Source organism: Kribbella sp. NPDC048915, assembly GCF_040649595.1.
In the GTDB taxonomy this organism is placed as follows: domain Bacteria; phylum Actinomycetota; class Actinomycetes; order Propionibacteriales; family Kribbellaceae; genus Kribbella.
Genome location: NZ_JBEZFT010000102.1, coordinates 1 through 23,962, shown reverse-complemented (window position 1 = coordinate 23,962; position 23,962 = coordinate 1). Strand labels below are relative to the sequence as shown.

15 protein-coding genes, 4 tRNA genes and 1 pseudogene are annotated in these 23,962 nt (G+C 69.4%); 15 read left to right on the top strand and 5 right to left on the bottom strand.

All coding sequences use genetic code 11. From position 1 onward, the window contains the following. The 4 genes and pseudogenes from AB0B82_RS32115 to AB0B82_RS32100 form a co-directional block, all read right to left on the bottom strand. A pseudogene (locus AB0B82_RS32115) lies at positions 1-842 on the bottom strand (IS1380 family transposase); the annotation flags it as partial. Positions 843-1,142: 300 nt separating this feature from the next. After that, positions 1,143-1,216 (bottom strand) — tRNA-His (locus tag AB0B82_RS32110). Positions 1,217-1,218: 2 nt separating this feature from the next. Then, a tRNA-Arg gene (locus AB0B82_RS32105) sits at positions 1,219-1,292 on the bottom strand. A gap of 92 nt (positions 1,293-1,384) precedes the next feature. Continuing rightward, positions 1,385-1,486: transfer RNA gene (locus AB0B82_RS32100), tRNA-OTHER, on the bottom strand. A 997-nt stretch (positions 1,487-2,483) separates the two neighbouring features. Here AB0B82_RS32100 and AB0B82_RS32095 point away from each other — a divergent pair. Beyond that, positions 2,484-2,559 (top strand) — tRNA-Thr (locus AB0B82_RS32095). A 103-nt stretch (positions 2,560-2,662) separates the two neighbouring features. Further along, the gene (locus AB0B82_RS32090) at positions 2,663-4,447 is read left to right on the top strand and encodes a tyrosine-type recombinase/integrase (RefSeq protein WP_360177157.1); all 1,785 of its coding nucleotides are present in this window, start codon (positions 2,663-2,665) and stop codon (positions 4,445-4,447) included. Between the two features lie 30 nt (positions 4,448-4,477). On the opposite strand, the gene AB0B82_RS32085 is transcribed toward AB0B82_RS32090, so the two are convergent. Continuing rightward, positions 4,478-5,017 (bottom strand): hypothetical protein, encoded by a 540-nt coding sequence (locus AB0B82_RS32085; protein WP_360177154.1) that lies wholly within the window; start codon positions 5,015-5,017, stop codon positions 4,478-4,480. A 279-nt stretch (positions 5,018-5,296) separates the two neighbouring features. Here AB0B82_RS32085 and AB0B82_RS32080 point away from each other — a divergent pair, with 279 nt between their 5' ends. The 13 genes from AB0B82_RS32080 (at position 5,297) to AB0B82_RS32020 (ending at position 23,128) form a co-directional block, all read left to right on the top strand. Continuing rightward, a complete protein-coding gene (locus AB0B82_RS32080; RefSeq protein ID WP_360177151.1) occupies positions 5,297-7,630 on the top strand; it encodes a type IV secretory system conjugative DNA transfer family protein in 2,334 nt (777 codons plus the stop codon). Then, entirely contained in the window at positions 7,627-7,950 is a 324-nt protein-coding gene (locus AB0B82_RS32075; protein WP_360177148.1) for a hypothetical protein, read from the top strand. Before AB0B82_RS32080 ends, AB0B82_RS32075 begins: the two co-directional genes overlap by 4 nt. Continuing rightward, entirely contained in the window at positions 7,947-8,645 is a 699-nt protein-coding gene (locus AB0B82_RS32070) for an RRQRL motif-containing zinc-binding protein (RefSeq protein WP_360177145.1), read from the top strand. Before AB0B82_RS32075 ends, AB0B82_RS32070 begins: the two co-directional genes overlap by 4 nt. Beyond that, on the top strand, positions 8,645-9,430 hold the full coding sequence (locus tag AB0B82_RS32065; RefSeq protein WP_360177142.1) for a hypothetical protein: 786 nt from the start codon (positions 8,645-8,647) through the stop codon (positions 9,428-9,430). Before AB0B82_RS32070 ends, AB0B82_RS32065 begins: the two co-directional genes overlap by 1 nt. Next, positions 9,427-10,971, top strand: coding sequence for a DUF2637 domain-containing protein (locus tag AB0B82_RS32060; RefSeq protein WP_360177139.1), 1,545 nt, complete (start codon positions 9,427-9,429; stop codon positions 10,969-10,971). The genes AB0B82_RS32065 and AB0B82_RS32060 overlap by 4 nt, the downstream gene beginning before the upstream one ends. Before the next feature lie 253 nt (positions 10,972-11,224). Then, positions 11,225-15,925, top strand: a complete 4,701-nt coding sequence (mobF, locus tag AB0B82_RS32055) for a MobF family relaxase (protein WP_360177136.1) — start codon at positions 11,225-11,227, stop codon at positions 15,923-15,925. A gap of 439 nt (positions 15,926-16,364) precedes the next feature. Further along, a complete protein-coding gene (locus tag AB0B82_RS32050) occupies positions 16,365-18,119 on the top strand; it encodes a DNA cytosine methyltransferase (RefSeq protein ID WP_360177133.1) in 1,755 nt (584 codons plus the stop codon). Between the two features lie 93 nt (positions 18,120-18,212). Continuing rightward, a complete protein-coding gene (locus tag AB0B82_RS32045; RefSeq protein ID WP_360177130.1) occupies positions 18,213-19,118 on the top strand; it encodes a hypothetical protein in 906 nt (301 codons plus the stop codon). Between the two features lie 2 nt (positions 19,119-19,120). Then, complete coding sequence (locus tag AB0B82_RS32040) at positions 19,121-19,411, top strand: hypothetical protein (protein ID WP_360177127.1); 291 nt, start codon at positions 19,121-19,123, stop codon at positions 19,409-19,411. Further along, complete coding sequence (locus AB0B82_RS32035; protein ID WP_360177124.1) at positions 19,408-19,656, top strand: hypothetical protein; 249 nt, start codon at positions 19,408-19,410, stop codon at positions 19,654-19,656. Before AB0B82_RS32040 ends, AB0B82_RS32035 begins: the two co-directional genes overlap by 4 nt. Positions 19,657-19,679: 23 nt before the next feature. Then, positions 19,680-20,561 carry a bifunctional DNA primase/polymerase gene (locus AB0B82_RS32030; protein ID WP_360177121.1) on the top strand — a complete coding sequence of 294 codons (882 nt, stop codon included), beginning with the start codon at positions 19,680-19,682 and terminating at the stop codon, positions 20,559-20,561. 1,128 nt (positions 20,562-21,689) lie between these two features. Continuing rightward, entirely contained in the window at positions 21,690-22,805 is a 1,116-nt protein-coding gene (locus AB0B82_RS32025; protein ID WP_360177119.1) for a tyrosine-type recombinase/integrase, read from the top strand. Beyond that, complete coding sequence (locus tag AB0B82_RS32020) at positions 22,802-23,128, top strand: helix-turn-helix transcriptional regulator (RefSeq protein WP_360177116.1); 327 nt, start codon at positions 22,802-22,804, stop codon at positions 23,126-23,128. Before AB0B82_RS32025 ends, AB0B82_RS32020 begins: the two co-directional genes overlap by 4 nt. The last annotated feature ends 834 nt before the right edge of the window (positions 23,129-23,962 follow it).

Below are 23,962 nucleotides of genomic sequence, written 5' to 3'. Positions count from 1 at the left end.
TCCACGCATCCGCATCGTCGGCGATGGCCGCGAGCGCGGCCTTGACTCGCTTGTCGAGGCGGACGGTCACCGAGACATCGGCGCCGGCACGGACCCCGGCCAGCACCAGGCCGCGGCCGTAGAACGCCGAGTCCGCCCGCACCAGCAGCCTGCCCTCGGTGCTGCCGCCCGACGCACCCGACACACCGCGCAGTCCGCGCACGGTCTTCAGCGCGTCGGTGACCAGACGCTTGGCGCCGCGCGGCGAGCCGACCGATCCCTTCCGCAGCCGCTGCGCCACCACGACCGGCGCGGTTCCACTGGTGCTGACTGTGGCCAGCAGCGCGTTCAGCCCACGCACCCCGCAGTACCCGAACCCCGCACCCTGCTTGGCATAGCCGTGCACCTCGACGATCGTGTCATCGACATCGACCAGCACGAACCCGCCGCGCTCGCCGTTGCCGGACTCGCCGATCAGCGGCGTCCGGTCGGCCAGCCCGGTCAGGAACCGCGACGCGACCGCGTCGAGCTGGCGCACGTGACCAAAGGTGAAACTGCGCAGGAACGACCCCAGGGTCGAGGGCGCATACGCGTGGTCGAACACCCGGCCCATCCCGCCATGCCGCAACAACGCCATGTCGTCGATCGAGTCCGCACCGGCCACCATCCCAGCAACCAGCGACGACACCTTCAACCCCGCGTTCGCGCCCTTGTCCGTCGGCACGCTCAGACGCTCATCGGCAAGCTCCCGCAGCCCTGCCGACGCCGCCAACGCCATCCCCCGGGACCAGACCAGCCGACGACACCAGATTCGGATCATCGAACTTCGCCACCATCGACCGCGGCCTATGAGAGAGTTGCACCTCAGAGATGCCCTTTCGGGTTGAGAGCTTCGGAACCTTCGACAAGTCCCAATCTCCCAGCACGCAAGGGCATTCTCGCGTCACAGCACGCTCACTCCCGCCAACTCACCCCAGTCCATCGGTGGATCGAGGCTAAGCCAGGCGCCTCTCCCAGTTGGGCCAGAGCCGCGAGTGTGTAGTGCGTTATTCGTTTCCGTGCAGTTTCCGGGTACGCCGACGGACGCGCGTACGGCGACCTCGTGCGCGTCGGCGTACTGCTTGGCGATGGATCGTTGCGTACGGCGACGACGTACTACTGAGGGTGTCCGGCGGGGCTCGAACCCGCTTCCTCCGGGTCCACATCCCGGCGCCTCGCCCACTTCGACCTCGGACACAGCACGCCCGGCAGGACTCGAACCTGCACTCTCCTGCTTCGTAGGCAGGCGCTCTCTCCGCTTGAACCACGGGCGTCCGGTGCCCCGCGCCGGATGTACAGCGGATTTCCGTCACGGGGCACGCTTGTGGCGCCCGCTCGGCCGGTAGCAGAGCATCCTGCGGGCGCCTGGTCCAGCTGGGGGGACTCGAACCTCCGATCTCCTCAACCCACTCGAACCTCCGATCTCCTCAACCCAAATGAGGTGGCCTGGCCGCTGGCCTACAGCTGGTCCTCTCCCGGCCGAACGACGGCCGGGAGAAAATGCGATAAATGTCCAGTTGTCAATTGGCATGCCGATATCCGTGAATACCGGAGAAAGCACCGATGGAGGGAATCGAACCCTCATGACGCGGGTTTGGAATCCGGTCCGCAACCATTGCACACCGGCGATGACCCGTTTCCGGGCAAAAGAAAGGAGCCGCCTGCTGCCGGCTCCCGGCTCAGACGGCTCCTGAGAGCTCCCCACACGGAGAGATCACCCAGGTGAGCCGCCCATTTGCGGGCTGAGCTGGTGATAGAAGGGCTCGTTCCCGACGGATCGCAGGCACGTCGGCAAAGCCGCGCGGCACAGCCGCCAGGCCTCACTCGACATCCGCATCCCGGTCACGTTGCTTCTCCTCAACTCTCGACTCCAGCGGGAAATAGTCTCACCCATCGCCCACACGGAAGTCAACGCATTTCCCAAATCATTTCTTCCGTACTCCGTTTCGCACCCCTCCGACGCGCATTCCCGCCCACGGGTTCCGCATTCCCGTCAGACGGATCCCTCAGACCACCACCATCGCCATCGCCCCCGGGGCCCGGCCCCGCCCCCCGGCCCCCGCCCCGCCCGCCGAGCCTGACGCTGGCCGAGCCCGACGCCCGACGCCCACAGCGTGATGACCCCCACCTCCGTACGGCCACTACCCGACCACACTCCGCCCTCGACCACGCCCTGCGCCCACACCCCTCCGGCCCTAGGCGCCGCCACCATCCGGACCCACGCGCAGCCACCTCGGGCCTCACGCGCAGCCACCGTCCGGAGTCACGCGCCGCGTCCGGATTGAGTCGCGCTGCCCTCTACGGATGCGGGGCGTGCCGCCCCTCCGAACGCGAACGCGCCGCGGCCCCGCCGTACCCCGCCATCCGGACTCGCCGGAGGTGACCCCCGCCACAGCGGACGGCCCGCGCGAGTATCCGATTCGGAATCCACGCCCTCATCCCGCTACACTCTTGCCTCGGCACCCGCCGCCTTAGCTCAGTCGGCAGAGCGTCTCACTCGTAATGAGAAGGTCGTCGGTTCGATTCCGACAGGCGGCTCCACCCAAACCCCCAGGTCAGAGGCTACTTTCTGACCCTGGGGGTTTCTTCGTTCCACCCCTCCGTGGTGCCGGTCGTGGAGCCAGTCGGTCGTAAGCTGCCGTTCGTGGCCAAGGAAAAGGCGAAACCGAAGCGTCAACTCGGCGGGATCGAGACCCTGCCGTCGGGATCGCTCCGTGTCAGTGTGTTCGCCGGCCGCGACCCGATCACGAAGGACCGGGTGTACTTGCGGGAGACGATCCCCGCCGGGCCGAAGGCTGAGGAACAGGCGGAAACGGTACTCACCCGCTTCCGTTTGGAGGTCTACGAGCGGCGTCATCCCCGAACGGATGCGACTGTCGAGCAGCTCCTTGAGCGGCACCTGGCTGACGCCAAGCTCGGGTTCAAGACAGCGAAGAACTACCGCAGCCAATCCGACAAGCACATCGTCCGCACGATCGGTCGGGTCAAGGTCCGCGCCGTCGACGCGGGCGTGATGGACTCGTTCTATTCCGAGCTGCGTCGGTGCCGAGACCACTGCAACAAGAAGCCTCGGATCGATCACCGCACCGATCGGGCGCACGAGTGCGACGAGCGCTGCAAGCCCCACGTGTGTGAGGCGCTCAGTGAGTCGAGCATCCTCTACATTCACCAGATCCTCAGCGGAGCATTCCGGCGAGCGGTCCGCCTGAAGTGGGTCACCCTCAACCCGATCGACTTCGCCGAGCCACCGTCACCCCCAAAGCCGAGGCCACGGCCACCATCCGTGGAGGACGCCGCAGCAATCGTCAACGAAGCGTGGAAGGACCCCGACTGGGGGGCACTGATCTGGTTGACCATGGTGGCCGGCAACCGCCGCGGCGAGCTGTGCGGTATCCGCTGGCGCCACGTTGACCTCGACAGAGGGGTTATCCACGTCCAGCGCGCAATCGGCCAGTACGGCAAAGAGACGTGGGAGAAGGACACCAAGAACGAGGACGACCGACGGATCGTTCTCGATCCTGAGAGCGTTGCGGTGCTCTCTGAGCATCGAGACCGCTGCGAACAGCGCGCACGTGGATTGGGGAAGAAGCTCGCACGCGACGCGTTCATGTTCTCTCGCGACCCGCTGGGGGAGACCCACCTGAAGCCCGATTCGGTGACGCAGCGGTACAGCAGGTTGGTGACTCGGCTCGGGATCGAGACCTCGATCCACAAGCTTCGCACGTACAACGCAACCGAGCTGTTGTCGGCCGGCGTCGACATCCGCACGGTCGCCGGCCGCCACGGACATGGTGGTGGTGGTGCTACGACGGGACGCCACTACTCGGCTTGGGTATCCGAGGCGGACCAACGGGCAGCCAGCACCGTTACGCCGCGGATGCCCGCACGTCCGCGGGCTGCCGACCTTCCACCGAGGGTCGAGTTCGAGCCGAAGCACCCATTCGAGAAGCTCGCGGTTGAGCTGCGTGATCGTATCTACGCCGGCAGCCTGGTCGTCGGTCTGCAAATGCCGCCGGTCAAGGAGATCGGTCGGCAGAACCGCGTCTCGCCGTCGACGGCCCAGCGTGCCGTGCAGCTGCTTAGCGAGTGGGGATTGGTCCGCGTCGAGCCTGGCCGGCCGACCTTGGTCGCTCCCCGGCAAGCGGCTGCGCCAACTGTTGAGGTCGCTGACGCGGCCCTGGAAGGGCCGCCTGCTCCGATGCCCTTCGGCCCTGAAGCAATCAAGCTGGAGGTCCGCAGGCTTGGTGTCACCGTAGCCAGCCTGGAGACGCAGGCCGATCCCGGCGATACCGGATCGCTCCATCGACTGCTGCTCGGGGCCGTGAAGCGCCATGGTTCCCAGCCGCAGGAGATCGACGACTTCGAGTTGATCGTCCGGAGGCCTGGCGACGATGCGGTTCTGACTACGTACGTGGCCCTCGCGCCGTGATCCAGACCGCCATCCGGCTCGGGCATTCCGTCACGTAGCTTGCCAGGCCAAGCCCGATCGGTACGCCTGAGCACTGACCGTCGGAGCGCACCAGCTCGCCAGGGTCGCGTCGTCGTGCCGCTTGGTACGGGGGTAACGCTCGCCGTCAGGATCGGCTACTTCGATCTCGCGGACGTGGTCGATCAGCTTTGCCGGGCCGACCTTGTCCAGCAGATCCAGGTACTCGGGCCAGCCGTACAAGCCCATCTGGTCAACCGGGCGTGTAGCGCCGTCCGAGAAGATCGCGAGCCGACGTACGCCCGACCGCGGATAGCTGTTGACCAGTGCGTGGCAGGCCGCTTCAGGCTCAGCGGCTGCTACCCACCAGCCGTCCGGGCGATTGCGGGTCCTCGTCTGCGTGCTGACGAGTTCGGCCAACGCGGCCTTGTGCTCGGGGGTATTGAATTTCAGGCCAGCAACCGCATCAGGCTCGGTCCCAGCGATCTCCTCGATTCGGAGATCGCATGTGACTAGGGGGCCTTCCCCGTTCTCGACCAGAACCGTCACGTCCGACAAAGCGAGCGTGTCCACCTGATCGGCGCCAACACGCAGGATCCCGACCGCCGCGCACGGCGTACCCGGGTCGTCGAGGTCGCAGGTGTCGGAGTGCGAGGCCGCGACCGCAGCGAGAGCCTCGTGCAGACCATCGCGCAAGGAAAGGTCGGGGTGGCCGGCAAGGGCGCGCAGGCGGCTGGCCGATATCGCGTGGACGAAGCATCAGTGGCTGCGGCTGTCGTTCGTCGCTGCGGTGGGTGGTGCGGTGTTCGCGGTGGCCGGCGTGCTGGTCGCGGCGGGTGTCGGGGGTGCGCGATGATGCGCCGCCCGACCCGGACCGAGGGTGCGATGGTCCCGCACTTCACTCTGGCCATGGTCGCGCTCACGGCGCTCGGCATCGGCGCGGTCGTCTGGGACAACACGCCGAGCCTGACCGAGCTGGGCTACTGGACTGCCGCGACTGGCGTGGTCGGGCTGGTGACGGCCGGGCTGCTGTTTTGGCGGCTGATGCACGGCGCGCTGATCGCCGCCCCGTTGTGGATGCTGCTGGCCGGATCGGTCGGGCTGCGGCTCGGCGCGCCCGGTGACGCGGCCGGCTGGGTGATCGCGGGTGGTGTCTTGCTGCTGATCACGCTCGCGCTCGTGGCGGTGAACCGTCCGGTCGGCGGCGGTCTCGCGTTCGCGCTGTGGCTCGGCTTCGCCGGGTTCGTGCTGCACGCGCTACCGGGCTCCGTGCAGGCCTCGCAGCATTGGTGGCAACTGCTGGTCGCTGCCGGGTTGGTGCTGGTCGCCACGGCCGGGTTCACACTGCGGTCGCGGTCCAGCTCGCGCGGGCTCCTGCGCCGTCTCGGCCGCGCCGGCCGCGTCACCGACGGCCTGGCGTCGGGCTGGGACGTGCGGCGGGTGTCGTCGGCGCGGATGCTGCGCAAGAAGGCCAAGATCGTCCGCCCCTCGCTGGCCGAGGTGCCCGGGTGGAAGCGGCGGTTCGTACCGCTCACGCAGATCGGCGCGACCGTTGCCACCGTCGGCTGGGTCAAGGTCCGGTCCTCAGCAGAGGACCACACGCTCACCGTCGCCGGGCCGCGAGCGGGCAAGACCGGCCTGATGATGAACCACCTGCTGGACGCGCCTGGTGCGGTGATCGCCACCTCCACGAAGACCGACATTCTCGATATCACCCGGACCCAGCGAGCCAAGCGTGGCCCGGTGTGGGTGTTCGACCCCGACGGCCTGACCGACGACGGGTCCACGATCACGTTCGACCCGCTGACCGGCTGCACCGACCCCGGCGTGGCGATGGACCGCGCGGCGGACCTGCTTGACGGGGTCGGCGCGAAGTCCGACGACGCCGAGCACTGGCTGAACCTGGCCCGGCAGGCGCTGACCGCGCTGCTGCACGCCGCCGCGCTCGGCCCCTACACGATGGCCGACGTTCAGCGCTGGATCGCGCACCCCGACGACCAGGCCAAGTCCGACGCGCTGTGGGAGCTGCGCGTGGCGAACGCGACAGGGTTCGAGCAGCAGGCGATGCAGTTCTTCACCAACAACGAGCGCACCCGCTCCAGCATCTCCACCACCATCATGCCCGCGCTCAGCTGGCTGTCGGTCCCGACCGCCGCCGCCGCGGCGGCACCGGGTGGCGTCCCGTTCGACGTGGAGCGGCTGCTGGCCGAGACCGGCACCGTGTACCTGCTGGGCGCCGAGGACAAGAAGACCGCGCCGCTCGTCACCGCCCTGACCGCGCACATCGCCCGCCAGGCCAAGACCCTCGCAGTCCGGACCCCGGGCCGCCGGTTGGACCCGCAGTTGACGATGGTGCTGGACGAGGCCGCGCTGATCTGCCTGATCCCGCTCGACCGGTGGACCGGTGACTTCGGGTCCCGCGGGATCACGCTGCACATCTCCGCGCAGTCCCGTGCCCAGCTGCGGGACCGGTTCGGCGAGGCCGCGACCGGTGCGCTGCTGACCAACGTCACCACGAAGGTCGTGCTGGCCGGCACGAGCGACGACGACGATCTGCAGTTCTGGTCCACGCTGTGCGGGGAACGTCTGGAGCAGGTCGCGACCCGCGACCGCACCACCGGCGGGGTCTCGATCAGCGACCGCCGCGTCCCGGTCCTCACCCCGGGCCAGGTCGCGCAGCTGCGTGCTGGGCAGGCGCTGATCATCACCCGCGGCACGCCGCCCGCGATCGGCCGAGTCCGCATGGCGTGGAACCGGCGCGACTTGCGCATGGAGCGGTTCCACAACCGCCGCACCGTCCAGTGGACCAGCCGCCTGCTGACCGCGCTCGAGAACCGGCTCGGCGGCAGGCTGCTCACCGACACCGCGTGGCTGCGCGACCAGCTGCTCGCCGGGCTCGACCGCGCTGCGGCAGCACGGCAGCGCCTGACCGCGCCCGTCGTACGACGGATCACCAGCGCCACGGCCGCGCGGCTGGATGCTGGGGTGTCGTGGCTGGAGGCCAACGACCCGGCCCGCGAGCTCGTCGCCCGGGTCCGGCTGTCCGGCGCGATGCGCAGCGCCCGTGCGGCGCTGGCAGCCCGCGCCGAGACCGCCCAGACCGCGCGACCCGGGGACCGCCTGCAGGACCGGCCGCGCGAGCTGTCCGGCGACGCTGCCCGGTCCGACGAGGGGAGCCGGTCATGACTCCGCTGGTGACCGCGGACGTGGTGGTGATCTGTGGCTCCACCCGGTTCCGTGACGAGATCGCCGCCACGAACCGCGACCTGACCCTGGCCGGGCACATCGTGCTCGCCCCGGGCGTGTTCGCCCATACCGGCGACGTGATCACCGGTTGGCAGAAGCGGCAGCTGGACGCGCTGCACCTGGCCAAGATCGACCGGGCCGACTGGGTCTACGTGGTCAACCCCGGCGGCTATGTCGGCGAGTCCACCCGCCGCGAGATCGCCTACGCCGAGCAGACCGGCAAGCCGATCCGCTACTACACCGAGGCGGTGACGTCGTGACCGGCCCTGTGACCGGCGGCGTGGAGTGGGTGCAGTTGTGGGACGGCCGGCGCTGGCCGGGCCGGGTCCGCAACGGCCTGCCCGAGTTCCGATTCGGACAGGCCCCGTCCGGGCTGTCCACCCGGCGACAGCTGCGCGAGCGCGGCCTGTCCCGTGGTGGGCAGGAGCCGTTCGCGCGGTTGACGTGGAAGCGCGATCGGCGGTTCGCCTGGCTGTACGTGGACGACAAGGCCAAGGCGAAACGGACCCCGAGTGGCAAGCAGCTCGCCGCGGTGAACAAGGCCTTGGCTGCGCGGAAGGTCTGCGCCGGGTGCGGCCCGGTCGAGCACTGCGTGCGCACCACCGACCAGCTGTGCGGCGACTGCCACGCCGCCGGTGTCACGCCCACCGACCAATCGCCGGCCGGAACCGGCGGGTGGCGCACTGTCCAGGCCTGGCAGCACGACGCCGACGACGACACCGACGACGAGCACGACGCCGGCACTGCCGAGCGACAGGACAAGGTCCGTGCCGCGGGTGACCGGGCCGCCGAGGCGCTGGCCAGGACCGAGTCCCGGCTGGACGCCGCCCAGGTGGCGGCCACCTCTGAGCGCGACGAGCAGCTCGCCCGCTGGCATGCCGACGAGGCTGCGCGCCTCAGCGCGGAGCGGGCCGACAGCAACCAAACGGAGTGGGACGAGAGAGGAGTGGCCTGATGCAGCACGACGACGAGAAGGACCCCGGCATCGCCGCCCTCGCGGCAGTCGCCGGCCTGGCCCGCTCGGTCGAGTCACTGACCCGCGACGTGGCCGCCATGAAGAAGGGTCTGCAGCAGACCGCGTCGAAGACCGCCGTGGCCCGGCTGAACGACACCGTTGCCTCGCTCGGCAACACGGTCGCCTCGTTTGAGGACCTCTTGACCCGCCTAGCGGCCGGTCCCGGCGCCGGACGCGGAAAGGCCCACAACGCCAGCGACAGCAGCGATGTGGAGTCGGTGCGGTCGTGGCTGCGGCTGCCCGAGGACGACGAGTCCGCTGTGCAGTCGGTGCTCAGCGAGCTGCTGCCATGGATGGAGGCCACCTATCTGCGCTACGCGACCGCTCGGGAGACGTTGCCGCCGTGCTGGCTGTGGCACCCCGAGATCGTTGAGGAACTGCTGTGGCTGATGGACGCCTGGACGACCGCCTACGAAGGCGACGAGGCGTCGAACAAGCTCGTCGGTGACTGGCACGACCGCCAGCGCCCCGGTGTCACCCGCCGCATCGGCGAGTACGCCCCGGCCTGTGACGTGCTCGCGCACCGCGAGCCCGCAGGGCAGCGCGCGGTCACCGTCCCGCTGGCGGCCGACGCCGACCCGTTCGTCACCTGGTGGACCACCGGCCGCGACGACAACGGCCCGGCACCCACCCCCGAGCAGATCAAGGCCGGCCGCCGCGGTGACCGCAGCGGCTCACACGGCCTGGCCGCCGTACCGAACTCAACCGCTGGAGGCCAGCGATGATCACCCTGTCCATCAACCTGCTCGACAGGCTCGACCAGCTGGGCGCGATCACCTGGCCGATGATCGCCGCCGGCGTCGCTGGCGTGCTGCTGCTCGGCGCTGTCCTCACCGGGCTGATCTTCACCGGACGGCGCGCGGTTCGCGGCGTCGGCGCCGCGGTCGAGGCCGGGCGGCTGACGACCCGGCTCGTGCTGATCGTAGTGGCGGTCGTCGCCGCGCTCGGCGTTGCCGGGATCGGCGGTGCCCGCTCGTTCGAGGCCGTGTCGGACAAGTTCGACAGCCCGTTGGTGCCGTTGGTTGCCGACGGCATGATCGTGGCCTGCACCGCGCTGCGGCTGGCCGCGTTGACGCGCGGGTGGCGGATTCCAGGCGCGCTGGTCACGACGTACGTGTTCATCGGCGGCACCGTGTGGCTGAACATCGACACCGCGCACGGGATCGCGGACGCGGTCGCGCACGCGCTCGCTCCGCTGGCCTACGCCGTACTGGTCGAGATGCTCGCGCACCTGCTGCGGCTGCACCTGCGGCTCGCGCAGCCCGCGAAGCCGCGGCTGTCGGCGCTGACCTGGATCACCTCCCCGGTGATTACGACCCGTGTTTGGCTGCACCTGTCGCGGACCGGCGCTCAGCATGACGCGGACCCGGCCGCGGCGCGGGCGCTGGTCCAGCAGGTCGTCCGGATGGCGTCGCGTCTCGCGACGCTGTGCCCCAGCCACAAGCTGTGGTCCTTCGATGCGGCCAGGTCCGCCCGGACCGCGGCGTTGCAGACAATCCGCGACGGCCTGCTGTCGGCCGGCGAACTGGCCGCGCTGCTTCCGGCCACCGGACGGCTCACACCGGGTGAGCTGCTCGCGCTGGTTGACTCCGCCGCGCTCGGGCTGACCCGTGCGAGCGCACCGGACGAAACCGCCACGACCGTCGAGCGAACCGACCTGGCTGTCCGTGCCGAGCAGCCGGGTGCACCGCTGTGGCTGCTCGCCTACCTGCTCGGTGCACTCCGCACCGGTGCACCAGCCACCATCACGCCCGGTGCACCGGTGCACCCCCCGGCCCGCACCGCACCGACGACGCCGACTGCACCGGTGCACGACAACACCTCTGGCGGTGCGCCCGCACCGGTGCACGAACCGCACCGCACCGCCAGCCGCACCGAGGCGACCCCCAGGCCGCACTCCTCGGCCAGCGACGAGCGCACCGACGACGAACTGCTCGTGGTGGTGCGCCACCACTCCGCGACCGAGCAAAACGGCGAGCCGATGAGCCAGCGCGCCATCCGCCGAGCCACCGGTGTCGGCACCGCCCGCGCCAAGCGCCTCGCCGAACTCGCCGGGTGGGCCGACTCCACTGGCTCCGGGGCGGGCGACCGCGATCCCGCGACACCGCAGATCCGCGGTCAGCTCCAACTCGTCACGGAGGCCGGTGAAACCGACCCCGACAACATCACCGCCGACAACCCCGACGGCAACCCGGACGACGCCAACAACGCGATCACCACCGAGACCAACAGCAGCCGCGAACTCGAATCGAGCAGCAGCCGATGAACAAACCCAAGAGCAACCGAGCTACCACCAGTCACCATGCAACCAGCGCGTTAGCAGCCATCACCTCAGAATCCGTTCGAGCAACAGCCAGCAGCAGAGACCACAGACCAAAGATTGATGATGCACACCCATGCATCACGATCAAATGGAGCCTTGACTCCGCTTCGCGTCGTCGTGTCGGCCTGCCGCCGGCGGTGGCTGGCGCCGCTGCTGCGCCGGGCGCGACGGGCGCGCGGGGGGCTGGGGGTGCCTCGTGCTGAGCGTGCGCAGCGGTCACAGTGCCAGCTACTTGACCGGCTCGGTCGCGACCGGCCGGGAGAACTACTACACCGGCGCCGTGGCGGCCGGCGAGCCGCCCGGGCAGTGGTTCGGCACGGGCGCGGAGGCGCTCGGGCTGTCCGGCGAGGTCAACAACCAGGACATGACCGCGCTGTATGAGCGGTTCATCGACCCGCGCGACGAGGCGTTCCGGGACCCGGCGCGATGGGACGAGGCCGAGACCCTCGGCCACACCGGCCGCAACTACAAGTCCGAGGAACAGGTGTACGCCGATGCGCTGGCCAAGGAGCCCGGTGCATCACCGGAGCGCCGCGCCGATCTGCGTGCACTGGCAGGCAAAGCGGTGCGCAAGAACGTGTCGTTCCACGACGCCACGTTCAGTCCGCAGAAGTCGGTCACGGTCCTGCACACCGCGTTCGAGGCCCAGGAGGTCCAGGCCCGCACCGCAGCGGAGCGGGCGCGCGGTGCACTCGAAGCCGCACTGGCTGACGCCGAGCGCACCGGTGCACCGCTGGACCGGGAAGCGGTGCACCACTACCGCGGTGCGGTGCACCGGGCGGAGCGGGAAGCGGTGCAGTGGGGCAAGCACCGCCAGGCGGTCGAGGACGCGATCTGGGCCGGGAACGTGGCGGCGCTGAACTACCTGCAGGACAAGGCCGGCTACACCCGCGTCGGCCGCTTCGGCGGTGTCACGGGTCGGTGGGCCGACGCGCACGGCTGGACGATCGCGTCGTTCTTCCAGCACGACAGCCGCGAGCACGACCCGCAGCTGCACATCCACAACGCGATCCTCAACCGCGTGCAGGGACCCGACGGCAAGTGGCGCACCATCGACGGGCAGGCGCTGCACCGATGGAAACCGGCTGCCGGCGCGGTCGGCGAGCGAGTGATGGAACAGCACCTGATCAAGGCACTCGGCGTGCAGTTCAAGGAGCGGCCCGACGGCAAGGCCCGCGAGATCGTCGGCATCGACCAGGCCGCGATGGACCTGTTCTCCTCGCGCCGCAAGGCGATCACGAAGAAGACCGCGCCGATGGTGGCCGCGTTCGAGGCCAAGATGGGCCGCAAGCCGAACAACCTGGAGATGGCCTACATCCAGCAGGAGGCGTCGCTGGCGACCCGCAAGGCCAAGTCCCACGACGGTGAGACCGTCGAGCAGCGGCTGGAGCGGTGGGACCGGCAGCTGCGCGCCGAGGTCCGCGGGGGACTCGGCAAGGTCGCCCGCGACGTGCTCGCGTTGCAGCAACGCCAGTGGCTGCCGGGCCGCATCAACCAGGCCAAGGTTCTCGAGACGGCGCTGGCCGACGTGCAGGCCAAGCACGCGACCTGGCGGCAGGCGGACCTGACCCGCGCGATCAGCAACGCGCTGCCGGACAACCTCGGAAACATGAAACCGGCGAAGATCGCGCGGCTACTGGATCGGCTCACTGAGCGCGGCCTGAAGCTCGCGCAGCAGGTCGATGCCGACCGTCCTGGCCACAGCGCCGGCGAACTCTCGGACCTGCCGGACGAGCTGCGCCGGGGTGACGGCTCGTCGGCGTACTCGGCTCCGGGCGCGACCCGGTACGTGACCCCGGATCACGTCAAGGCCGAACGGCAGCTCGCCGCGTCCGGCTACGCCCGCGGCGCCGTCGCGATGAGCCTGCCGTGCGTGCAGGCGTTCGTGGAGCGGCTGACTGCCGACGGTCTCCAGCTCGGCGCCGATCAGGAGGCCGCGGTGCGCGGCGTTCTCACCTCCGGCGCGAAGGTCGAGACGCTCGTCGGCCCGGCCGGCACCGGCAAGTCCCGCGTCGTCGGCGCGCTGGCGAAGGCGTGGGAAGACCCGAGCCTGTGGGGCGGGCAGCAGCGACGGCTGGTCGGGCTGGCCGCGTCCCAGGTCGCGACCGAGGTGCTCGCGGTCGACGGCGTCACCGCGAAGAACATCACCCGGTGGCTGATGACCCAGCAGCGGCTCGGCGACGGGTCGGCCGCGACCGAGGACCAGGCCTGGTCGCTGCGCGACGGCGATCTGGTGGTCGTGGACGAGTCCGCGATGGCCAACACCACTGACCTGGCCCAGATCCAGACCTACTGTGGCGACGCCGGCGCGAAGCTGCTGCTGGTTGGTGACCACCGCCAGCTCGCCGCGGTCGGTGCCGGCGGCGGCATGGAGTTGGTGACCGCGAACGCACTGCACCATGAGCTGAGCGAAACCCGCCGCTTCACCGCCGGATGGGAAGGACCGGCGTCGCTGCGGCTTCGCGAGGGCGACGAGTCGGTGCTCGGCGAGTACCACAAGCAGGGACGCATTCTCGACGGCGGACACCTCGAAGCCGCGCAACGGTCGGCGGCGGACGCGTGGCTGGCCGACCATCTCAACGGGCGCCATGCCCTGCTGATCGTGGACACCAACGCCCAGGCGGCCGAGCTGTCCGCGCAGCTGCGTGCGCGGCTGGTCGGGTACGGCCAGGTGGACGACGAGCGCACCGCCTGGCTGTCTTCGACCGGGAACCGGGTCGGTGCCGGCGACCTGATCCAGACCAGGCTCAACGCGTGGCACTTGAACGGCTACCGCGGCAACAAGCGGGCCGCGTTCAACCGCGACGAGTTCAAGGTGGTCGAGGTCCTGGACGACGGCGGGCTGCGGGTCGCGCCGCTGACCCGGGGCACCCGCCAGCCCGTGGCTGACGAAACCATGGTGCTGCCCGCGACCTACGTCCAGGACTGGGTGGCGTTGGCCTACGCCGCCACCGTCCACTCCTCCCAAGGCCTGACCGTTGACTCCAGTCACCTGGTCGCCACGCAGAACACGTCTGTGTATGCGCTGTACGTCGCGATGAGCCGCGGGCGGGTCGCGAACACCGCGCACGTCGTCACCCAGTCACTGTCCGGCGAAGCCGAATACGGCGAGACCAACGACGCCGCGAAACGGTCGGCGCTGTCGGTGCTGCGCGCCGCGTTCGACATGGACGACCCGCAGCTGTCGGCGTTGCGGACCGCCGCCGAAGACGCCGCCGACGCCGATCGGCTCCGGACACCGGCCGAACTGCTCGCCGACGGCATCGCGCTCGCCACCGCCGGCCGCACAGCCCGCTGGCTGGACGAACTCACCGACGCCGGGGTGCTCACGCCCGACCAGCGCACCAAGCTGGCCGTCGAGGACGGCGCCGGCACCCTCCAGACGCTGCTGCGCCGAGCCGAGCTGGCCGGACACGACCCGCGCCAGGTCCTGACCGACGCGATCCAGCAGCGCTCGCTGGACGACGCCCGCAAGGTCAGCTACGTCATCCAAGACCGGATCAAAAACACCGCCGGCACACTCGATCCACTCGGCGACAGTTTCACTGACCGGCTCCCGCAGATCGAGGACCCCAAGTGGTCGGCATACCTGTCCAGCCTCGCGTCCGAGGCCGACGCACGCGCCGCCCAGCTCGGCGAACAGGTTGCCGCCGAACGGCCGCAGTGGGCGATTGAGGCCTTCGACCAGCCACCGACCGAGCCCGGCAACGAACGCGACGAGTGGATTCGCCGCGCCGGAACGGTGGCCGCGCACCGCGAAGTCATGGCCCACGAGGCCACAGACGACGCGCTCGGCAAGGCACCCAAGCCGGGTCAGGTCGAGCAATACGCCTCCTGGCGCGCCGCGTGGCGAGCACTCGGCAGACCGGAGGCTGACCGCGCGGAGACCGAGATGTCGAACGGTCAACTGCGGGTTCGCGTCCGCGCCTACGAACGCGAGAAGGCATGGGCACCGCCGTACGTCGCCGAGGAACTCGCCGGCACCCGCCAGTCCGCAGAACGGGAACGCCGCACCGCTGCACTCCGTGCCGCCGAAGCCGCCGCCCGCGACGACGGCACCATGCGTGAGCAGCTGCTCGCCGAAGCAGAGCAGGCCAAAGCGCTGGCCCAGGCTCTGGACGCTCGCGCCGCCGAGTTGCAGCTCGCGGACGACGCCCGCGCCGTCTGGTGGGCGCACACCGCAGAAACCCGCGCGAACGCCGAACGCGCCGAGGCCGAACTGGAGGAACGCGGCATCGACAACAGCGACGACGGACCCACCCCCGAGGAATGGCTCGACACCGCCGATGCTGAGCAGTCCGCCGCCGACGAGTTCGACGTGGTCGATGAGCACGACCTGACCGAGGTCGCCGAAGCCCGCGCTCGAGACTTCGCGACCGCCCAGCTGGGCGACGAGTTCGTAGAAGCCGAACTCGTTGACGACCAGCTGCCCAGCAAGGTCACGGAACCCGACGTCGCTGACGACGAATACCTTGACGCGGAGATAGTGGCCGACGGCAACACTCCCGAAGCGGTCGCGGAGGCCGACAAAGCCAAGCCAGCCGAGCCGGTCGAGGACCGTGCCGCGCAGGAGAATCTGGCACCGGCCGACATCCGCGAGGTGGCCGCCGACGAAGAACAGGTCGCGGAATCCGATGTGCCGCGGGTTCCGTCCGCAGACGAGACCGCCGAAGCGGTGCGCCGGGCGCAGCGGGCGTTGATCGAGATTCAGCACCGCCGCGAAGCCGAAGAACGCCACGCGGCAGCCGACGACGCCGAGGCCCGCGCCGAAGAACTCGCCCGCTGGCACGCCGACGACACCCACACCGACCACGCCACCACCGCACGGGTCAGCACCACCGAGCAGGCCAGTGATGACCACGGCCCGGTGCTGGAACTCGGCGGCTACGACGACTAAAGGCGCTGGCCAGGCTCTCCCGCCCCTGGCGGGCGGGAGAGCGGCCCCGGCCTCCGGCCGGGGAAGGGAAAGCCTCTGTGGCTGGGTTTGGCGGGCGGTGCCAGACCGCCCCCTCCAAAGTCAAGGGGTTCTCGCCTGGAGGACGGCGGCGCTCGCTGCGCTCGCTTATTTCCTTGTCCACCAGCCGAGAACCCCTTGACTTCGGAGCCTCTAGCGGCCCGGCAGACGGCAGTAGCCGGCAGGCCCCAAAGGACGGGGCTGCCGTCACACAAGCCCACCAGCGGGAGGCGACAGATCCCATGAGGACCCGGCGAATCAAGAACGTATCGAGGACCGCGTGCCAGGCCTGGTGCACGCCGGCGCACAAGTGCGGCTCACCGTACTGCTGCCCCGAGCTCTACATCGTCCCCAACCAGCCCAAGCGCAAAGGAGCCAAGCGATGAGCAGCGGTCGCGTCGCCACGCACCGTCCCGCGCCAGTACGCCGGCGTTTCCGGCACGACACCCTCGTCGCCGTTGACCTGTTCTCCGGGTTCGGTGGCCTGACGCAGGGCATCGAGCGGGCCGGGTTCGACGTGATCACCGCCGCGAACCACAACGCCTACAAGGTCGAGGTCCACGAGGCGAACCACCCCACCACCGAGCACTGGATCGCCGACCTGGCCAACCCCGACTCCGCCGACTACCACTCCGCCCGCGACCTGCCCCCGGGCGACTTGCTGGCGGCAGGCGTGTCCTGCGTCAACCACTCGCCGGCCAACACGATGAAGGCCTACGAGCAGGGCCTGACGCTGTTCGACCTGGACGACCCCGACTACGACGAACGAGTCACCCGCTCCGAGCGTGACCGGGCCACGGCCAACTGCGTGCTGCACTACGCCGCGCAGCACCACCCGCGGCTCATCCTCGTGGAGTGCACGACCCAGCTGCAGTCCTGGGGACACCTCGTACCCGGCAAGCGGAAGGTCGGTGACGGGTCCACACACCGCTGGTGGCTCAAGCAGTTCGAGAACCTGGGCTACCGGCACAAGATCCTGTACCTGAACTCGATGTTCTTCGGGGTCGGGCAGTCCCGCGACCGCGGCTACTGGGTGTTCTGGGACAAGACTCTGCCCACCCCGGACCTGGAGCACCGGCCGGCGGCCTGGTGCGACCACTGCTCGGCCGTTGTCGAGGCGGTGTGGACCTGGCGCACCGGCATCCCCGCGACCGGGACGGTCTGCTACGGCAAGCAGTACGACTACCGGTGCCCGCGCTGCCGCAAGGCTGTCGTGCCGTCGTTCACGCCGTCCCTGGACGCCCTCGACCTGACCAACCTCGGCACCCGCATCGGTGACCGGGACAAGCCGCTGGCAGCCACGACGATGGCCCGTGCCGAACGATGCCGACAGCGGTTCGCCGAGTTCCCCGCCGTACTGATGCCTGCCAAGGCAGCCCGCGGGTCCGAGCGGCACCCCTGGCAGCCGCTGTCCACGCAGACCAGCCAGCAGGAGACCGCGATCCTGTCCACCGGGCAGGTCATGGTGGCGCACCGGCACAACGGCGACGGTCAGCACATCACCCAGCCGATGGACACCGTCACCGCCACCCACGAAAAGGCCGTGCTGCTTGCCGTGGACAACTACCAGGGCGCCGCCCGCGGCGCCGCCGAGCCGCTGCCGACACAGGTCGGATCGCAGACCATGGGGCTACTCTCCACCGGGCTGACTGACCGCCCGTCGGCCGCGCTGTCTGGTGGTGTGGTGCCGTTCCGGAAGAACACGACCCCGACGGTGCACGCCGAGGCGATGCCGACCGTCACGGCCGAGCAGACCCCGGGGCTGCTGTTCTCCGGTTGGTACAAGCAGAACGGATCGACCGGCACCGAGACCGCGCCCCACCCGGTCCTTGACCCGTTCGGCACCCTCACCTCCCGCGACACCACGGCTGTCCTCGCCGCCGAATGGCGTACCGCGCTGGCCGAACTGAAGCTCGAAGACTGCTACTTCCGCATGATGGGCGCCCACGAGATCGGCCGCGGCTGCGGTTTCGACGTCACCTTCGGCGACCACCAAGGCTCCTACGTCGTGTGGGGATCGGCCCGCGACCAGGTCGACGGATACGGCAACGCCGTCACCCCCGCTGTCGGTGAGTGGATCGGCGCCCGGCTGCGCGCCGTACTCCACCGCGAGAACCCGTACGAGGACGAGGCCTGACCGGCCCGCAGTCGGCCGGACCTCGCCCCAGGTCCGGCCTCTCGGCCACCCGGCAACTGACACGTAACCGTCAACTACCGAAGGAGATCGATGATGCTGGTAGAACCCCCGAACCCCGACGACCCGAACCTGAACGGACCACTACCGGAAACTCTGCCGCCGGAACCGGACGACTTCCAGGTGGCCGCGACCGCGGTCACGCGCGCGATTCGTGCGATCAACGCTGGCCAGCGGCCCGGCGACGGCGCGGAGTTCATCACACACCTGCTCGCCACAGTCGCTGCGAACCTCGGCAGCACCGAGGCAGTGACCGCCGGCCGACGCGGATCGTGGGAAGCCGCCGGCGTCGAAGGCCTGCTGCACAGCACCGTCGGCTACAACGACGAGTACCTGCTGACCTATCGCACCGAACCGATCGAGATCGTGGTCAACAGCGTCTACGAACTGGACGACCTCGGCATGTTCGAGGCCTACGACGCCAGCCTCAACCACATCGGCCAGTGCCTGTTCGGCGATCGATGGACCCCCTCACGCGACCGGCTCACGCTCGCCGAGCTGGAGCACATCGAGGACGTCGAGTACCAGTTCATCCAGCTGGAGAAGCGTGACCGGGCCGAGTACCGGCAACGGTTCACCGCCACCGCCCAAGCGCGCCTCGAGCAGCTGCGCGCCGAAGACCCGAGCCGCTACCCCGAACACCTCACCATCACCGTCCGGTACGCCGACGACACCAACGACACCGACCAGTTCCCCGGTGGTAGAAGCCCCGACCTGACCGACGGATGGGGGATCGACCTGGCCAGCATCCTCTACGCCCACGCCCGCGAAACCACACCATTGCCCGGCAGCGACGACGCCCCCACCTGGACGCCCGGGCGAACCCACACCGACACGCTCCTGGCCGACGGGCACTGGCCGCACCTGCGCGTGCCCCAGCTCGCCCACTACGGCCGGCCAATCACCACCGCCACTGCCACCACTGCTACGGAAGAGAGCTGATCATGCCTGGACGCGTCCCGAACGGAACCCGGCTAACGACCTACGACGAACTGATCGAGCTGGTGTCTCGCGCGCTCACCCCTGTGGTGATCGACCGCGACGGCACCCCGTGGATCGTGTTCCAGACCGAGGACGGCGACGACTACGCCGTCACCGTGCCCTGCCCCGACGACGACATTCCCGGCCGCACCGACTTCGACGGGCTCTGCGAGCGCGGCCCGCTGACCGTGGTGTTCAACGGCGACACCCGCACATCCGCCTGGCCCGCCGTGAACCAGGAGGCGACCGCATGACGATCAAGGTCCGGCTGTCCGGAGAACCCGACGAGATCGCCCGACTGGTCGAGCACCTGCGAGACCAGTTCCAGGTCGCCGGCGCCGACCGCGCCTACCCCAACCGCGGATCGTTCGGCGTCCGCGTCTACCTCGAACTCCGCGACGCCGACACGCACCAGCCCACACAGCCGGCCACAGAGCAGACCGCACAACGAGTCCGCAGCGAACGAGTACACCCCGACCGGAAAGGCCTCGAACCGTGACCAGCGGCCGCCGGGCTCGGCCAGTGCCGGACACCGACCACCAGGCACTCAGCCGCGCCGCACACTGGCACGCCGACCACGGCATGGCCGTCTTCCCGCTCGTCCCCGGACGCAAGGTCCCCGCAGTGCGCAAGGACTGGGAACACCAAGCAACCACCGACCACCTCACGATCGCCGGCACCTGGCGCAAAGCCCCGTACAACATCGGCGTCGCCGCCGGACCCTCAGGCCTGCTCGTCGTGGACCTGGACCAGCCCAAGAACCCACGTGACGAAGCACCCGAACCCTGGCGGGAGCGCGGCGCGGCAAGCGGTGCCGACGTCCTCGCGCTCGTGGCCGGCGACCATGCCGCCTCGCTACCGCCGACCTACACCGTGACCACCCCCTCGGGAGGACAACACCTGTACTACCGCCAACCGGCCGCCGAGCAGCTCGGCAACAGCGCCGGCCGCATCGGATGGAAGATCGACACCCGCGGACACGGCGGCTACGTCGTCGGTGCCGGCTCGATCACCGCCGCCGGCCGCTACCTCGCCGACCGCAGCGTGTCACCCCGGCCGCTGCCCAGATGGATCATCAACGCCCTCGACACGACACAGCTCGCCGACGTACAACGGCGGACCACACCCGACCTGAAGAACACGAGCGCGTACACCCTCGCGGCCCTCACCGGCGAACTCGACAAAGTCCTCGCCGCCACACCCGGCCACCGCAACGACACCCTCAACCGCGCCGCCTTCGCACTCGGCCAGCTCGTCGGCGCGCAACTGCTCGACCCGCACATCGCGCGCGACGAACTCGTATCCGCAGCCGGGCGCATCGGCCTACCCCGCACCGAAGCCGACCGCACCATCACCTCCGGACTCACCGCCGGAACACACCACCCACGCCGACGGGCCACCTGACTGTTGGGGTGGAGGAACCCCCAGCCGGACGAGAACGGGCCTCGGGATGCCGAACGACGGCTCCTGAGGCCCGCTTCTCGTGGGAGGGCCGAACGACCTGTCGTCAGCCCGCCTGCGCGTGGTCAATATCGATCGGCGGCACACCCGAACGCCGCCACGCCCACGCCAAGGTCGCCATCGCACCCTCAGCCAGACCCGGACGACCCGGCAACCCACCCCGAGCTACCGCACGCTCCGCAGCCTCAGCCTCCGCAGCGATCAGCTCCTCGTATGCCTTCCGCCTGGTACCGGTGATCGGAGCGTACGCGCGTTCACGGACAGCTCCCGACGGCAAGTTGAAGGTCACGAACGCACACGCCAGCCAGCGACATGTGATCTGCACGCCGGTCAAGTACCAGTCGCCCCGACCCTCAGCTGCCAGAGCATCGCCGCGACGCTCAGCCGCCAGCCACAACCGAGCAAACTCACGCACCGGCACACGCAGATTCGTCCGCGGTATCCGCTCGAAATCCCGGGCAGTCAGCTCCATACCACAACACGATCCCACCCCCTGCCGACAGTTTCTACCCTCGCTGGATCGGAGCGGGCCACGGCGGAGGCCCGCGCAATCTGCGTGAGTGGGGCGTCTGGCTGGGTACTGGATGCCAGGAGCAACGACTCGGACGGAGGAGGGAAGCACAGTGGTTCAGGCGAAGTCGAGCCGTCACAGCGGCGAGGAGTGGAGCGATGACCAGACGCGACAGTTGCGTGAACTGGCCGGGGCGAACACGCCCGTTGGTGTAATGAGCGTCAAGCTGGGCCAGTCCGAGGATGCGATCCGGTCCAAGGCACAGGTCGAGGGAATCAGCCTCTCGCCGCCGAACCGGTCGCCGTACGGCGACATGAGCTGATAGCCAAGCGCATGCTGGTGCCGTGGGCGGTGTGTGGCGGTGCGGAAAGTGCGACGGGGCGAACGTTCCGGAGCACAAACGGGAGGAATTGCATCCGATGCAACTCTCCGCCCAGCGCCGGAAAGGTTGAGTGTGCTGGTCACGAGCCTGCGAGGTCATCGGCTACGCGTTCAGATCATGCGATGACCAGCAGTGCAGGTCCTGGCGGCAACATTGTTGCATCTGATACAACGGGTCGGTGCCTATCGAAGAGCCCGGGGCAGCGCACCTGTTGTTGGCCCGCAACGTGGTCCACCTCGACCCGGCGTCGGCTGTGTTCGGCGCGATGAAGGAGGGCTGGGCGCGGCAGCAGGCGGCCCGGTTGCTGAGGCCGGAGACGATCGGCTCGCGGTTGCGGCTGATCGGGCGGATGGGGGAGTTCACTGGTTTGTATCCGTGGCAGTGGACGCCGGCAGAGGGCGAGGCGTTCATCGCTCATCTGCGAAGCGGGGACGATCCGATCCGCATGTCGACGGCCCGCAACTACGAGGTGACGATCGGGCTGTTCGTGGGGTATCTGCTCGACGCACGGTACGACTGGGCGCGGGTGTGCTTGGAGCGGTTCGGTGAGGTGCCGCAGCAGGTGTTCCACGAGGGGAACTCGGTGCTGCACACCGTCGAGTACGAGGGCGACCCGCGCCGGCGCCCGCTGGACTATGACGAGGTCCAGGCCTTGTTTGACGCCGCCGACGCCCGACCCGGCAGGATCCGCGGCCAGGGCCGGAAAGGCGCGATGGCCGCTCTGCGGGACGCCGCGGTGCTCAAGGCGGTCTACGCGTTCGGGACCCGCCGTACGGAGTCGTCCCGGCTCGACCTGGTCGATTTGCGGCGTAACCGGAAGGCCCCGCAGTTCGGCAGCTTCGGCAGCGTGATGGTTCGATTCGGTAAGGCCCAGAAGGGCTCGCCGCCCAAACGGCGGACCGTGCTTACGGTCCCGGAGATGGACTGGGTCGTCGGAGTGCTCGAGCAGTGGGTGGCCGAGATTCGCCCGCAGTTCTCGCCCGGGCGCCATCCCGCCCTCTGGGTGACCGAGCGGGCCGGGCGGCTCTCGCCGCGGTCGATCAACGAAGCGTTCGTCGCCGCGCGTGAGTCAGCTGGACTCGACAAGGACCTGGATCTGCACTGCCTGCGGCACAGCTACATCACCCACTTGACCGAGTTCGGGTATCCGGCCCGCTTCGTGCAGGAGCAAGTCGGCCACTCGCACGCCGCCACGACGGCGATCTACATGGGAGTCTCGAACGAGTACCGCAACAAGCTGCTGGAGGCGGCGTTGAAGAACCGACTCGGTGACGACTGGGACGTGATGGCGTGATCAAGAAGATGGGCTACCAGTGGCGGCTCCGGCACCTGATGGCCGAGCGCGACCTGTTCCAGACCTCGGACCTGGTGCCGCTCCTGGCCGAGCGCGGCGTCACGCTGTCACGTGAACAGGTGTACCGCTTGGTGACCCAGCCCCCGCAGCGGATGAGCATGGACACCCTCGTCGCGCTGTGCGACATCCTGCAGTGCACCCCGAACGACCTGATCAAGCCGGAGGTCGTCAACACGGAGATTCGCAAGGCCTCGGGTGCCAAGACGGTTGCGACACCACTCACGCCACCCAAAACGGTGATCCGTCGGCCGGGCAAGTCGTGACCCGAAGCCGACAGCTGGATCGCAGACTCGCCGAGGCCAGAGAGTGCCTGATCGGACAGCTGCAAGCCCGGATTCGGCCGAGGCTTACTGAGGAAGCCGCCGAGGCGATCCTCGTGCGGGCGAAGGCCTGGGACCCAGCTGCTGTTTACGCGCTCGATCGGCACCTGTCCGAGCAGCCCGACGCGTTCGTCAACCCGTCGCCGCACTGCCCCGTGGCGCTGGTGCGGGTGCTGCGGCAGTTGGAGGCTGACGGCTACGGTGAGGCGGTCAGCCAGCCGTCGTGTGCGATCTGCGGGCGCCGTGACCGCATGTTGCCGCGGGTCACGGCTGCGGGCCGGTGCTGCGGGTGGTGTGCAGGCCGGTCCGAGCTGCGGGAGTGCGCCCGCTGCGGGCGTTATGGCCACATCGTCCGGCGAGTCGCTGAAGGAGCGATCTGCCGGCGCTGCTATCGCGCTGACCCTGAGCTGTTCTGGAAGGCGTGCGACAGATGCGGGCAGCTCAGGCCACCAACGAATCGGAGCGACAACGACGCGGTGTTCTGTCAAACCTGCGCCCCGCGTCCCCAGCGGGCATGTGTGCGTTGCGGTGCCCAGCGTCCAGTTCATGCCAATACCGCAGATGGTCCAGTCTGCACGGGCTGCTACCAAGCACCTCCCAGGGTGTGCGGCCGATGCGGCAGGGTCGCGCCCATCAGGGCTCGTGCCGCCGACGGGCAGCCAGACCTCTGTGCTGGCTGCTACCTAGATGATTGATGCACGGCTGGGCCTGGGATCTCAGTGGTCGTAGGCGGTTATGGACCGGAGTACGGGTGCTCCGATTCGGTCGTTGTGCCAG